11 protein-coding genes are annotated in these 14,616 nt (G+C 61.9%); 4 read left to right on the forward strand and 7 right to left on the reverse strand.

The window, feature by feature from the left end:
• Nucleotides 1-8: 8 nt before the first annotated feature.
• The 7 genes from M1247_RS26265 to M1247_RS26295 all read right to left on the reverse strand — a co-directional run bounded on the left by M1247_RS26265 (nt 9) and on the right by M1247_RS26295 (nt 8,179).
• A complete protein-coding gene (locus tag M1247_RS26265; RefSeq protein ID WP_317159337.1) occupies nt 9-1,472 on the reverse strand; it encodes an amidase family protein in 1,464 nt (487 codons plus the stop codon).
• A gap of 53 nt (nt 1,473-1,525) precedes the next feature.
• Complete coding sequence (locus tag M1247_RS26270) at nt 1,526-2,857, reverse strand: MFS transporter (RefSeq protein WP_317159338.1); 1,332 nt, start codon at nt 2,855-2,857, stop codon at nt 1,526-1,528.
• Nucleotides 2,858-3,075: 218 nt separating this feature from the next.
• Nucleotides 3,076-3,438, reverse strand: a complete 363-nt coding sequence (locus M1247_RS26275) for a DUF202 domain-containing protein (RefSeq protein ID WP_317159339.1) — start codon at nt 3,436-3,438, stop codon at nt 3,076-3,078.
• Nucleotides 3,438-3,815, reverse strand: coding sequence for a YidH family protein (locus tag M1247_RS26280; protein ID WP_317159340.1), 378 nt, complete (start codon nt 3,813-3,815; stop codon nt 3,438-3,440). The genes M1247_RS26275 and M1247_RS26280 overlap by 1 nt, the downstream gene beginning before the upstream one ends.
• Before the next feature lie 125 nt (nt 3,816-3,940).
• On the reverse strand, nt 3,941-5,290 hold the full coding sequence (locus tag M1247_RS26285) for an aminotransferase family protein (RefSeq protein WP_317159341.1): 1,350 nt from the start codon (nt 5,288-5,290) through the stop codon (nt 3,941-3,943).
• Nucleotides 5,291-5,604: 314 nt separating this feature from the next.
• Nucleotides 5,605-6,015, reverse strand: coding sequence for a 3-aminobutyryl-CoA ammonia lyase (kal, locus tag M1247_RS26290; protein ID WP_317159342.1), 411 nt, complete (start codon nt 6,013-6,015; stop codon nt 5,605-5,607).
• A 34-nt stretch (nt 6,016-6,049) separates the two neighbouring features.
• Nucleotides 6,050-8,179: an acetate--CoA ligase family protein gene (locus M1247_RS26295; RefSeq protein WP_317159343.1), complete on the reverse strand. Its 2,130-nt coding sequence runs from the start codon at nt 8,177-8,179 to the stop codon at nt 6,050-6,052.
• 87 nt (nt 8,180-8,266) lie between these two features.
• On the opposite strand from M1247_RS26295, the gene M1247_RS26300 reads away from it, so the two are divergent.
• The 4 genes from M1247_RS26300 (at nt 8,267) to M1247_RS26315 (ending at nt 14,256) form a co-directional block, all read left to right on the forward strand.
• Nucleotides 8,267-9,271 carry an acrylyl-CoA reductase family protein gene (locus M1247_RS26300; RefSeq protein ID WP_317159344.1) on the forward strand — a complete coding sequence of 335 codons (1,005 nt, stop codon included), beginning with the start codon at nt 8,267-8,269 and terminating at the stop codon, nt 9,269-9,271.
• 567 nt (nt 9,272-9,838) lie between these two features.
• Nucleotides 9,839-11,437, forward strand: coding sequence for a PucR family transcriptional regulator (locus M1247_RS26305; RefSeq protein WP_317159345.1), 1,599 nt, complete (start codon nt 9,839-9,841; stop codon nt 11,435-11,437).
• A 924-nt stretch (nt 11,438-12,361) separates the two neighbouring features.
• The gene (locus M1247_RS26310) at nt 12,362-13,276 is read left to right on the forward strand and encodes an alpha/beta fold hydrolase (RefSeq protein WP_317159346.1); all 915 of its coding nucleotides are present in this window, start codon (nt 12,362-12,364) and stop codon (nt 13,274-13,276) included.
• Between the two features lie 56 nt (nt 13,277-13,332).
• Nucleotides 13,333-14,256: an aromatic alcohol reductase gene (locus M1247_RS26315; RefSeq protein WP_317159347.1), complete on the forward strand. Its 924-nt coding sequence runs from the start codon at nt 13,333-13,335 to the stop codon at nt 14,254-14,256.
• Nucleotides 14,257-14,616: the final 360 nt, after the last annotated feature.

A 14,616-nucleotide genomic window follows, 5' to 3' on the forward strand; every position in this document is an offset into this window, starting at 1 on the left:
GAAATCCGTCACGCCCTCGGATCCATCGCTCGGTACTTCTCTAGCTGCTGAGCGGATTCCAGAACGAGCGCGTCCTGATGCAGGTCGCCGAAGATCTGTATCCCGATGGGTAACCCTTCTCGGCTGGTTCCGCCCGGCACTGAAATTGCTGGCTGCCCGGTCATATTAAGCGGATAGGTCATCGGTGACCATTTCGGCCACGTCAGCGCCGGTCCATGCGGATCGCTCTGCTCGCCCACACGGGGAGCGGGTTGTGGGGTTGTTGCGGAAAGCAAGATGTCGAACCGTTGATGGATCCGATGCATGCGTTCGCGTAAACGTGCGCAGACCGACAGCGCGTTCGCGTATTGAGCGCCGGTGATTTGCATGCCTTCCCGAGCGACCGCCGCCATACTCGGATCCAGAAGCTCTGTATCGGCGGCGGACATCGACGCGTGAATCCCGGCCAGACCGGATCGCCACAAGACGAGGAACGCGGCCTCAACCTCATCTTGATCCCACACGGGACCCACGTCGGTGACGTCGGCGCCCATCGCCTGGAAGTAATCGGCGGACTCCGCAATTGAGCGTGTCACGTCTTCGGTGGCACCCGAGGAGTTCCGCTCAATGACCCCTACACGCATCTCCTTGACGCTGCGCACGGGTAGTTCACGAGCGTGGCTGTTCCAGCCGATGAATCTGTCTACTCCGGCGGAGTATTCGAATGCGGTGAGAACCTCGAAAACTGCCGCGGCGTCGGGGACGTCTTGGGTGAAGGTACCCACATGCGCGAGTGCGCCGTACGGCGTCGGAGGCCACAGTGGCACCCGGCCTTGCGTCGGTTTGAAACCCACGACACCGCAGAACGCTGCCGGGATGCGAACCGACCCGCCACCGTCGGTTCCGAGGCTTATTGGTCCGAGGTTCGCCGCAACAGCGGCTGCCGACCCGCCGCTGGACCCGCCGGCGGTACGTGTGGTGTCGATCGGGTTACGCGTGATCCCGTGCAGCACAGTATCAGTCGTCGCGGTCCACCCGAACTCGGCCATTGCGGTCTTGCCCACGGCGATGCATCCAGCGGCCAACATCGCCTGCACGGCTGGGGACTCAGCGGTCGCGGGGTCTGTGTTCGTCGTTCGGCTTCCACGACGCGTTGCGGAACCGGCCAGATCGAGCGCATCCTTGATCGTGAAGGGGACACCGTCCAACGGGCTCTTCGGGCGACCTTCGTGCCAACGCTTTTCACTCTCGCGTGCTTCAGTCCGCGCGCTGTGGTCGAGCACGGTCACCAGGGCATTGATCCGCGGTTGCTCGGCGACGATACGGTCGAGGACGCTCGAGACGACCTCGACTGGGGAAAGCCGACGAGTTCTGAAGCCTTCCGAGAGCTGTGTCGCTGTCAGTTCGGCCAGGCCCGTTGCATCTGGACATGATTCACTGTCGGTCCGAGTCACGTTCACCTCTCGCGTTACATTTGTGGCGGCACACGCCATCAAGCTCGTTTTCAGCCATCGCCATCACCGTCGCTCGGCGTAAGAACTCTTGCTTAGAGATAAGCGTGGCGGCGCATTTCGATTCGGATTCCGAGCAGACCAATGACGCTAACGACAGCCACCATCACCACTAGCACGCCCACCATCCACAGTTGCCCGCCGGCAAGCGACATGGCGGCGGTTGCTAGCAACGGGGTAGCTCCGCCGATGACACTCGAAATGTTGAAGGAGACGGCGGTTCCGCTGTACCGCGTCCGCGTCGGGAACATAGATGCCAAGAGCGCGCCGATGGGTGCGAAAGGTATGGATACACAGCCGATGACGAGCACGATTCCAAAGACGATGGCCCCAGGTGACCCCGACCCGATAGCTAAAGTGCATGGGCCAGCGACCATAATTGTTGAGACGCAGCCGAACATGCACACGCGCCAGGGCCCGAATTTCGATGAGAGGATGCCCGCGATGGCGATAACTACCAACTCGACGAATGCGCCGATGGCACTGGCTTGGAGTACCAGGCTGCGGGACAGTCCGAGCGTGGTTGTCCCGTAGCTCATCATGAAGGTTGTCATCAAAAAGTATCCGCCGATACCGATGAATGCCGCCGCCGAACCCAGAAGGACCCTTGGCCAATCATTGAGCATCACATCAATCAGCGGCGATCTTGTGGTGGCACCGGTGCCCTCGACGCCGGCACGCTCCTCTTCGGCTTTCGAGGCGACGAACATTGGCGACTCGTCGACCTTGAGGCGAAGCCACAGACCGATGGCCAACAGGCCGAACGACACCAGGAACGGAATCCGCCAACCCCAGCTGAAGAAATCTGGATCCGGCAGTAGCGCCACGACAGTGAAGAATCCCGTGCCGAGTAGCTGACCGATTGGTGATCCGAGCATAGGGATAGCCCCGTACAGCGGGCGCAGCCGCGGTGGGGCGTGCTCCATCGACAACACGACTGCGCCTCCCCATTCGCCACCCGCCGCGAGCCCTTGGCAAAGGCGTAAGAAGACCAGGGCAATGGGTGCAGCGACGCCAATCGAGGCATGCGTAGGCACCAGACCGATCACCCCGGAAGCAACGCCCATCAGCACGATGGTGAGAATGAGCCCAATCCGCCGGCCGTATCGGTCACCGATGTGGCTGAAAATCACCGCTCCGATCGGCCTGGCGACGAATCCGACGGCAAAAGTCGCCAACGAGGCCAGCGTCGCTGCAAGGGGCGAGGACGCCGGAAAGTACAAACGGTTGAAGACCAACGCTGCGGCGGTCCCGTACAGGAAGAAGTCGTAGTACTCGAATGCGGTCCCGACGAGCGATGCCGTCGCAACTCGCGCAGGGGAAGCTCCCGCGCCTTTACTGGGCGATTGAACTATCAGGTCGTGCATGACTAACTCCCATCAGAACAAGAATTGCAGAGGATGAGGTCTGAGCCGATGAAAAGTCCGCAGCAATTCACTCGTTGCACCGATCCTTACGTCGAGCGGACGCGAGGGCCGTTGACGAGGCGAGGACGACTATGAAGAAGTCGGCGGTGTGGGCCGCGCCACTTAACTATACGGGTAGGAACCGTAAATAAATAGGTTTGTCGGAGATTATTTTTCGGTCACGCGATGATGAGGATGTGGACCAGGGCGATGGCGCTGCTACCCGACGCGATCAGTGCCACTAGCGCGAGCGTTAAACCGTCGGGCCGTGAGGGGTTCGTTAGCATATGCCCTCGGTGGTGCAGATCAGCCAAGGGGAAGCTCTCCATTGTGTGCTGTCTCCGACGGTGGGCGAGAAACCACAGAACGCCCAGTGCAGCAAGGGAATTGACTACCCCTGCGATAACCCAACTATTCAGTTCCGGGAAGTAGAGGCGCATGCCGATGGTATTGGCTGCGGCGAGCGAGACGATAGTGCGCTGCCAGGCCATCACCGTCCGCTCGGGCTGCAGTCCGGGGTCACGTCCACGTCCGCGGTCCATCAGGTGACGATCGTCGCGTAGGCAAGCACCGCGCCGACGATGAGCAACCCGCCAACAAGCACACCCGACACGATCGAGCTAGGTGGCAGCGGTTCGTCGCATCGCAAGGCGCGCTCAGTACGGCCCCAGTGCCACCACGATGACAGAGGTACGGAGATGCCCATTATCAGCAACGTGATTGACGCCGCTTGTTTGAGATGGACATTCAGAGGCAACGAGATCGCCTCCAGCGCAACCCCCGCGGCCACGAGGGCGAGTCCGGTGCGGATCCATGCAAGGAAGGTCCGCTCATTCGCGAGAGTAAAACGCGGGTCTGGTTCTTCGCCGCAACGGTACACCCAACGTGGAAAGCGTTGTCTCACCATGCTCTTGCGCACCTCAACCTCGGATATGTGGGGGAGCTGCAGGCGTCGACACGGACGCTGCGTGATCGTCGACGCGACCCTGCCACCGCTGCGGGGCCGGCAGTCTCTAAGACCCCGCAGCGATGACTGAGCACTTCTTAAATTTGCGACTTCAGCCACTTCTCGACACCGCGCACGGTGGCGGCGGTGCGGTCCACGATCTGCGCAAGCTCACTCTCACTCGACACATATGCAGGGGACAGTAGGGTCTGGTCCCCCGTGTAGCCGTCCCTTGTAGCCTGCGTCGAATACAGGAGAAGTTCGTTGGAGAGCGCTTCTTCATCGATGCGGCGGAAAACCTTGAGCGTGGGTTCGATGAAGGAGGCTCCATCGCGCGGATCGACGTAATCGATGCCGAGCAGGTAGCCCGCGCCCCGCACCTCACGCACCATTTCGCAGCCCGAAAGCGCTGCTTCCAAATCTGCACGAAGTCGAGGGCCACGATCGTGGACGTGCTCGATGATCTGAGTGCGTTCGAGTTCGTCGATGACGGCGAGCGCAACGGCGCACGGCAGGGGAGCCCCATCCCAGGTATGGCCCAGCTCGAACCGACGAGATCCCCCACTCAGGCCTTCATAGATCTCGTGGGTGCACATGACGGCGCCAATGGCCGTGTAGCCCGCGCCGAGGCATTTCGCGGTGGTGATGATGTCGGGTTGGAGCGGCAGCTGCTCCGTGGCGAACCAGGTGCCGGTTCGGCCCATCCCGGTCACCACTTCATCGAGAATGACCAGGAAACCGAACTCTTGGCGCATTTCGTCAACACCCCTCCAGAACCCCTCCGGTGGGCTGTACGCGGGCAGTGCCGAACCGCTGAAGGGCTCGGCGATGAAGGCAGACACATTCTCCGGGCCGGCCTGTTCGATCATTTGACGCATCACCGCCAACGCCTGAGCGCCGTCCGGGTCGTTCGCGCGCCAATTGCACGGTGGCACGTGGAGTTGCGGCGCGCGGTAGGGCCCGTAGGGTGCGACGAAGCTCGGACGGCCGGTGATCGCCAACGACCCTGCGGTCACGCCGTGGTATGCCTGAGCAGGCGAAATCAGCAGGTGTCGACTCTCCTCCCCCCGGTCGACGTGGTAATGGCGAGCCAACCGGATGGCCATCTCATCGGCCTCGGACCCTCCGGTGACGAAGTGAACTCGGTCCATTCCCGGAGCATGGCCAAGGAGACGTGTTGCGAGTTCTTCTTGGCGCGGGTTCGAGAATTGCTGGTTGTATACATAGGCCAGCTCTCGGGACTGAGCGTCGGCGGCATCCATGATTGAGGTCACTCCGTACCCCAAGCTGGTAACCATGGCGCCGCCGCCGACAGCATCGAGGTGGGCCCGACCTTCGCAATCAAAGAGCCAGACTCCCTCACCACGAACCATCAGCGGGTACTTGCGGTCGAGGTCACGTGGCAAGACGGAGGTCTCGTCGCTGGACACGAATGTGCGGGTGCTCATTAACTACTCCTATGAATCGGATACTGCGAGAGAGATTCGACCGAGCCGAATCCACGGGGTGGGAGTGAGCCGTAAAGAAGCCAGTGGCTCTACCGGGACCCCGGCAAGGTTCGGCGATCTGGCGACGAAAACCGGAGGCGCCACTCAATATGATGCTGACCGGAGTCATGGTGAAGTAAGCGGCGATGTGTCGGGCATTCATCACTGGCGGCGTCAGTCTGTCGCCATGGGGCGAGTTGGGAACCGCTGGCGCCCGTCGCTTGTGAATCAGCGGCGTACCGGTGCCGCTATCGATACCGATACGCCGTAAGCCGTCAGGCGTTGCGCTTTCGACTGTGATCTGCGGGGATGACAGTGGTCCCGACCGCCCGCACGACGACAATGGGCAGTTCGAGGACGTCGGCCGCCGACGGGCCCACGTCGTAACGAGCTGCAATCACCTTGCGCGCCTGCAATTCGACGGTGCGGCTCGTATTGCCGATCCGGGTGACCGTCCCGCTGACCTCCAGGAAGTCACCGGCGTACACCGGGGCGAGAAATTCGACCTTGTCGTATCCAATGAACAGTCCTTCGTCACCGTCGGTGATGATCGCGACCTCGGTGACGATATCGCCGAACAGTTTCAGGACGCGGGCGCCTTCGACGAGGTTGCCGCCATAGTGGGCTTCCTCCTGTCCGATGCGGACGCGGAGACTCGCGGTAATGGTCTGGGTGTTCTCGGACATGGGACTTCCTTTCGGGGTGGGGTCGAGCGAGGTGTCAGGCGCTGACGATCATGGCGGCGTCGACTGCGACCGCCCTGGTCCTGCCCACGATGATTGGGTTGACGTCAATGGCGTTGATCTGCGGGGAGGACACACCCAGCTTGCTCACAGCGCATAAGGCGCTCAGGACGCCGCCGCGGTCGAGCGCTCCTCCGCGTGCGTTGGCCATCATCTTGCCAACGCGGCTGTTGTCGAGGAATCGGCGTGCGCCGCTTTCGTCGAGTTCCCCGACGTGGATATCCACGGCGTCGAGGTATTCGGCCCACACGCCGCCGAGTCCCACAAGGCAGGTTGCACCGAAAGTCGGATCTCGGTGGTAGCCGACTAGGACCTCCAACTCGCCGCGAACCATCTCCGCCACAAGCAGATCCAAATCAAGGTCGTGTCTGAGGGCAAAGTCAAGCATCCGCTCAGCTTCGCGGTGTACGTGCTCTGCGGTGGTTAGCCCGACTGCGACGAGACCGGCCTCCGTCTTGTGCAGCAGTCCTTCGGCGACTCCCTTCACGACGACGGGGGCGCCTATCGTCGCGAATGCCTGGACGGCAGCATCGCTGGAGGTGACTCGGATGGACTGTGGCACGGTCAATCCAAGGCTGCCGAGCGCCGCGAGCAGCTCGTCCTCCGTTGAAGGCAAGTCCACTGCTGCTTCACCAGTGCTGCTGCTGGCGGTGGACTCCACGCTCAGGTTCTCGGCTCGCAGCGAGGTAGGAACGTCATGATGGGATTCGCATTCCGCCCGCCTGCCGAGGGCGGCGAGCACGGCTAGGCCAGGGCGAGCACCTCGCAATAGCGGAATATCCGCCCGCGCGCAGAACTCGACGAGCCGACCTGGAGGATCCTGGCTGGCCGGACTCAGCATGACTGGGACGGCGGTGGCGTCGTTGCTGGCGTGCGACAGGGCGCGGGCGAGGAACAGTCCCAGGTCCTTTTCGTATTCGCCAGCTGTGCGTTGTTGATCAATGCCGACTACCAGGAGGTCCGTTGGCTCTTGCGCCATCACGCGCAACACCTCTGGGTAGATAACTTCGTGGTCGTCGGCACCCCACGGGTCGATCGGATTGCGTGGAGTGAACAGTGGCCAGCGGGCGGTAAGCACCTCGGCGGCGACGGCACTTAAGGGCGGCAACTCAAGTCCGGCGTCGCAGGCAGCGTCGGCGAGCATGTTGGCCTCGCCGCCGGAGTTCGTGATCAGATGCATACGGCGTCCTGCGACGCGACGACGTGTGCCGAAGATCTGACCGAGGTTGAGCAGCTCGTCGAGATCAGCGGCCAGCACGGCGCCGGATTGAACGAACGCGGCCGCGGCCGTACGCACCGAACCCGCCAGTCGACCGGAGTGCGCCTGCACGCCTTTTTGCGCGATTTCGGAGTAGCCGACCAGACATACTCCGAGGGCCTTGCCGGCTTCGGCGAGTTGCCGACAGGCGGCCAATGTTTCGGGGCCGTCCTCGATCGCTTCCACGAACGCAAGCACCGCGGTTGTCTCAGGATCGGCGGCGAAGAATCGCAAGTGATCGGCGAAGGTGAGTACGGCCTCGCTGCCGGAGGAGATGGCCGTAGAAAGCGGCACTCGTGGTCCGGCGTTGACGAAGGCTTCGACGATGGCGCCACTGTGTGCGACCAAGCCCACGCTGCCGCGTCGGAGGTGGGCTCCCACCGTTCCGATGTACGGCGCCGCGCCAGAGACCAAATCCAACACGCCCATGCAATTGGGACCGATGACGGCCACCTGTTTGTCCTGCTGAAGTCGTTGCAGTTCCTGTGCCAACGCGGCCGCTTGAGATCCGGAATCCGTCGTTCCCGCTCCCGGAATGACGAATGTCTTTACACCCGCGGTGATCCCGTCTTCGACAACCTCAAGCACGCGTTCGGTACGCACTTGCACGACAGCCACGTCGACCGGCTCATCGAGATCGGTGAGCCGGGGCACTGCAGGCACGTCGGCGACTTCGGTGTATCGGGGGGTCACGGCTACGAGGCCGCCTTGGTAACCCAGTCGCCGACAGTTGTCGAAGACGACCCTACCGATGAACCGCGAGGGCGATGCGCCGACGACGGCAATGGAGCCGGGACGATACCGCAGGGACTCTGACATATCCCAAATCCTGCAGTGCCCCATCAACATTCGATGGCTACATTATGTCGCCAATCACTACAATCACCGAACGCGGTGTGTCATACGGGAGCGAGTCGGTCGACTTAGCATCGCTACATGCCTGAGCTTCCCCTCTCATTCCGAGCCCTCGTCGCCGACTCATCTGGCCCTGACACGCAGCTGACCCTTCAATCGCTGTCAGTCGATAGCCTCGGCGAGGGCGACGTCACCGTCGCCGTCACTTGGTCGAGCGTGAACTTCAAGGATGCGTTGGCATCGCACAAAGACGGCAAAGTCGCTCGTATTGATCCCATCGTGCCGGGTATCGACTTGGCTGGCACCATCGTGGATCCTGGACCATCCGGGTTGGACGTCGGCACGTCTGTCCTAGTCCACGGCTACGACATCGGGGTGGCCCATCACGGTGGCTACAGCGATTACGCGCGCGTGCCGGCTGGGTGGATCGTGCCTATGCCCTCCGGGCTATCCGAACGCCAGGCCATGACACTGGGCACGGCCGGTTTTACTGCAGCATTGAGCATCATTGCGCTCGAAGAGCACGGGCTGCGCCGCGATGCCGGCCCCGTGCTGGTCACCGGCGCAACCGGAGGTGTGGGCAGCGTCGCGGTGTCGATCTTGGCCGCTCGCGGCTATGAGGTCACAGCGGTGACCGGAAAAGCGGATGCTGCGGAGTGGTTGAGCTCACTTGGTGCGCGTGATGTCGTCGACCGCGCTTCCCTCGGTGACCCGTCACGACCACTACAGCGCGAAAAGTGGGCAGGGGCAGTCGATTGCGTGGGAGGAGAAACTTTGGCGACGGTGCTGGCGTCTCTCAGATACGGTGCCACGGTGGCCGCGTCGGGAAATGCCGGCGGCGCCTCGTTGTCTACCACGGTATTCCCTTTTATCCTGCGTGGGGTGACCCTCGTGGGCATCGACTCGGTACGATGCCCCATCGAACGACGTCGCCAGGTGTGGGAGAGGCTCGCCGAGGATCTGCGGCCGCCGGCGCTCGACAACCTGGCCACAGACGAAGTCGACTTAGCCGGCCTCCACTTGGCGCTGGCGCGCATTCGAAACGGTAGCAACCGTGGACGTACCCTGGTTCGGCTGAGCCAGTAAAATGGCCGCCAGTGAGTTAGTGGTGGGTGCCCCTGCGGACTAGGTCATCATATAACTGGTGCACATCACCGCGTAAGGCGTGCTAAGCCGTGGTTTGCACTGAGGCGCGAGCCTCGGCCTGCAGCCCGAACGGGCGGTCGTTGCTTGAGTAGCGTCATCGTCTCGTCCGCCACGGCCAATCCCATTGGTATGCACCTGCACGGCGGGCCGGTTCGCCCACGGCTCAGACGTCTGGCATGGGAGTAGTTGTGCTTGCGGGGTGATTCCCTCCTCGCTGTGAGCAATTCGTTTGTCAGACTTGGTGTGCGGTTCCCCTCTGCTGCGGAGGCAAAGTCCAATCGAGAGGGGCTTGGGTCAAGCTCCACCATAGCGGGCTTCTACCGACGAATCCTTCACGACGCGACGGACATGACCGTCGCCGCTGGCGTTGCCCCCAACCGCACAAAGCCTTGTTAATTTACGGGTCGATACCGTAAAATTACGTTGCGAGCGGAGGAGCTGATATATGAGCGGTTCGCGTGCTGAGCCGCAGCAGAGTCTTCGGGCAGCGGGCCAGCCATGGTAGAGATGACCGTGCGCGAGGCCCTCGCAGTGCCCGTACTGCGCGGCGCTAGCCCTGTCGTGGTGGCAGGTGCAAGCGGTTTGGCGCGCACGGTGCTGTGGGTGCACTCCACCGAACTTGCCGATATCGGCCCCTTGCTGCGGGGCGGCGATCTCGTGTTAACCACCGGGATAGGCTTGCCTGATGCAGCCGAGGCATTGACGGCGTTCGCATGCAGTCTTGACCGAAGCAATATCGCAGGTCTCATCGTCGAATTGGGACGCCGCTGGGGCGCGTTGCCCGAAGCTCTGATCGCCGCATGCGAGCAGCTGCAGTTGCCACTCGTTGCGTTGGCAAGAGAGGTCCGCTTCGCTGCGGTGGCCCAATCGCTGGGCGAAAAGATCGTCGATCGTCAACTCGACGAGTTGCGCCAGGCCCAGCACATCCATGAGGTGTTCACTGAACTAAGCATCGCCGAGGCGAGTCCTGCCGAAATCCTCGAATCCGTGGAACGATTGGCCGGCGCCGCGGTCGTACTTGAAGATAGTCAGCACCAGATCGTCGATTACCGGCTAGGCCCAAACGATTCGACGACGTTCGCAGCCGATTGGACTGGCCGTTCGCGAGTTACATCCCTCAACGGGCGCACGTCGTGGGATGAGGCCCAGGGTTGGCTGCTGACTCGCATCGGCAAGCGTGAACGCGGATGGGGTCGGTTGATCATCGAGTCACCGCATCCGCCTAGCCAGCGCCTCAAAGCTACCGCGGAACGAGCCGCTGCAGCGCTTGCCCTACACCAGCGCCATGCCCGCCAGCGCGACAGCTTGATTCGCCGCACCCACCATGAGTTGGTGGCGCGGTTGTTGAGCGACCCCACGGCGCCAGATGTTGCGCGTCGCTGTGAGTTGGCCGGCGTTCCGTTGGAATCGCGCTGTCTGGTCGGGATGTCGATCAGGGTGCCCGGGCCAGCAGACGAACCCGTACGACGCGTGGACCGGATCGATTCGGTAGTTGCCGCAGTCGTTAACGCTGCCGCAAAGATGGCGGTGCCCGCAATAGTCTGCAATATCGATGACACAATCCGGGTGCTGCTGTCCATTCCGCTAACCACCGACGCCGACGAAGTCGCCAACGAGTTGGCTGCGCTGCTGCTCGACCGTGTTCGAGCGACCATCGGCGTGGGACGTCCCGTGCGACGCGCGGCCGAAGCCGACCGCACGCTACGCGAGGCCTTACACGTCCTAAATTCACTGCGACCAGCTGCTTCACAACGAATGGTGTACAGGCTAGAGGACGTCCGTTTGCGTGGCTTGTTGAGCATGTTGGCTGACGACGACCGGTTGCGATTGTTCTGCGCCCGAGAACTCGGCCCACTCAAGGAACACGACGCTGAGCGCAACGGCGATTTACTCGCCACACTGCGGGCGTTCGTTCGCCACCCAACAAGCAAATCCGATGCCGCCGCCGAGCTGCATATGTCGCGCTCTGCGTTCTATGACCGTTTAGCACGTATAACCAGCATTCTCGATGTAGATCTCGAGGATCCCGATATCAACGTCTCGCTCCACGTGGCACTGGTCGCTGAAGATGTACTGCGCGGGGGCAAGTCGGATGAACCGAGCTGATCTGTCCTGATTCGCGCGCATGGGACAAAAGTTGAGCTGCCGCTCGAACCCGAGCTGTTCCTGTGCGATGAAGATGGCGTGTAGCTCCTTACTCGATGGCTGCAGGGACACCCAGTCCCCGATGACGTAGATGCGGCACTACATGAATTGGACTTGCGAAGAGCGCGAAATCACCTGTCCGTCGCCAAGTTGAAGTCCCCGCTGGTGGCCAGGGGCATTCCGAGTTCTGTGCCCGGGTCTCGGCGTCGTCACCGGTTGATTCGCGCGAGTTTGTCTTCGGCGCCTGCGAGGCTGACGTGGAGGCCTTCGACCTCGCCGAGCCAGCCTTCGTGTTGGGGCTTCGGCGATGCGGGCGTTGAGGTTGTCGCGGATCTCCAGTAGCCGGTGCTGCTGGGTGGGTCAGGTCAGAGGAGCGGGCATAGGATGCTGAACCACCCCAGGTTTGATGCACACCATGTGCGTCAAACCCGGGCGATTCAATTGGCGCAATACCGTCACCGCCCAGGCCACAAGCTCCCTGGACCGACACGACATGCAAGGGAGTGCAGACTTTTACCTGGCTACCAATGGGGACTTTCATATGGCCACGGACATCGCCGCAACGCGTTTCTCGATTAGGGGGAGGCAACACTCACAAATGCAGCCGCCCTTGATTACTCACCCTGTTATCAGTGGCGCGGCAGTTGTTCGAATCCAGGTCCTCCCGACGCCAACTCTCCCGCGTCTACGCCCATCTCATAGGCGACCCCTCGACACGGAGGTGTTCAAACACGTCACCTGCTGAACGCTGAGAGCATCCGTCCCGTAGGGGGCATATTCCTAACTTGTTACAGGGGGGCAACTTCGCCCTCCCACGCACACGGCCGCCGAGCCACACTGGAGCGCGGCGCACAAGAGTCCTGCGGTGCGAAGGGAGAACTTCACATGACGTCCTCGTCCGATGTCCATATCCGCCATGGGCGGGCCTGGGTCGACGCGGAGCAGTCCGTACGCCTCGGCTATACCGTCGCCACCCCACCCGAACCGGCCAATACGGTTGTGCTACTGCACGGCTCCCCGCAAACCCGGTACCAATGGCGCAAGGTCATGGTGCCGTTGGCTGCGGCGGGTTACTGCGTCATCATGCCCGACTTTCGCGGCGCCGGGGCGTCGAACAAACCCCGTGACGGGTATGACAAATGGACCATGGCCGGTGACATTCATGCCCTCGTACGCGACACCCTCGGGGTCGACGAACCGGTCTCGCTGGTCGGCCATGACCTCGGGTCGACGCTGGCTCTTAGCTACTCCCTGCGGTATCGCGAGGACGTGCTCAGCGCCACTTTCATGGAGGCGCCGTTGCCGGGAACCGACTATTACGAACAACGTATGGCTGAGAGATCGGCCTGGCAGTTCAGCTTCCACGCGAACCCGGACGTTGCGGTATATCTGACTCACGGGCGTGAACGCTGGTACATCAACCGATTCTTCGACGACCTGGCATACCAGCCCGATGCGATCACCAATCACGACCTCGATGTCTACGCCCGCGCCTTCGAAGCGCCAGGCGCCATGCGTGCAATGTGCGAGATCTACCGCGAACTCGACCACGACGCCGAAGTGAACCGCGACGCCTTGAGAAAGCACGGAAAGCTCGGTATGCCCGTGTTGGCGTCGGGGGGCGGTGCCGGACCATTGGCCAAGAACTACCGGCCGATGTGCGAGGAGATTGCCGACTCGGTGACAGGCCAGCTCGTGCCTGACTGCGGACATTGGGTTGCCGAAGAGCAACCTGAATACTTCACTTCGATGTTCTGCGAGTTCGACGCGGCGGCTCGAGCCCAACACCACCGCGGCTGAGATGACCGCACGACCTCAGCCAAATTGACTGAACCGCATCGAATTCTTGGAGAGTTATGACAACAAGCGAATCTTCTGATCGCCGAGGGATCTTGGTCATCGGCGCCGGTGAACTGGGCAGTAGCGTTCTAGTGGCACTGTCCCGACGCAACAACGACGCCGACGCGTTGACGGTGTTGCTGAGGCCGTCCGACACGCCGCAACGCACCCAGCTGCTTGGTGATCTCGCTGGTTGGGGCGTCGCCGTCGTCGAGTCCGACGTGGCAACGGCGTCGGTGGCCGAACTGTCGGCGATCCTGCGCCGATTCCACACCGTCGTAAGCTGTGTCGGTTTCGCCGCAGGACCAGGAATCCAGACGAAGCTCACCCACGCTGCTTTGGAAGCGGAAGTACTCCGGTACCTCCCGTGGCAATTCGGCGTCGACTATGACGCCATCGGTCGTGGCAGCCCACAAAACCTGTTCGACGAACAGCTCGATGTTCGTGAGCTTCTGCGCGCCCAGAGCACCACCGAATGGGTGATCGTGTCCACCGGAATGTTCACCAGCTTCTTGTTTGAACCCAGCTTCGGCGTGGTAGACCGAGCCACGCACACTGTCAACGCACTCGGCAGCTGGGACAACGAAGTCACTGTCACCACCGCCGACGACATCGGTGTGCTGACCGCGGAGATCCTTCACGCTCAGCCTCGCATCGCCAATCAAGTCGTTTATGTCGCCGGCGACACCATCAGTTACCGCGAGCTCGCCGATGTCGTGGAGCGTGCCGACGGAGTACCCATCACTCGCAACGAGTGGACGGTTGCACAGCTACTCGAAGACCTTGAGCGTGATCCTGATGACACCCTCAAGAAGTACCGCGCGGTGTTCGCCCAGGGGATTGGTGTTGCGTGGCCGAAGGCGGAGACTTTCAACATGGCTCAGGGGATTCCAACCTTGAGCGCGGAGGAGTGGGCACTCGCCAACTTTGTGAAAGCTTGACCCGTAGATCCACACAACGCAAATGCATCAACATCTTTGACGCTCCGAATGTGAGTCTGGTGCGAGGGACTGTCAGAACCCCGATCCGTGTGTAGACGGGCGGGCATTCAAGACGCCTGTTCGCCCGTGGACGCGGAAACCGTACGCTGGATTAGGTGTTCACCAAGCGAGTGGGCGGGAACCCGGGTCGTCGATTCCTTGAGGTCGCGCAGTCGTCGGTCTCTGGACCCTGTATCGCCGACGTGTGTCGGTAGTCACATTCAGGTAGGCAATGCGATGCTTACAACGAGCCGGAACCGAGACCGGGATGCATGTCACCACATCTGAGCTCTTCTCGCTGTCGCAGTAGTGAGCCGACGC

Origin of the sequence: Mycobacterium appelbergii (assembly GCF_032883035.1) — a bacterium.
Taxonomy (GTDB): Bacteria; Actinomycetota; Actinomycetes; order Mycobacteriales; family Mycobacteriaceae; genus Mycobacterium; species Mycobacterium appelbergii.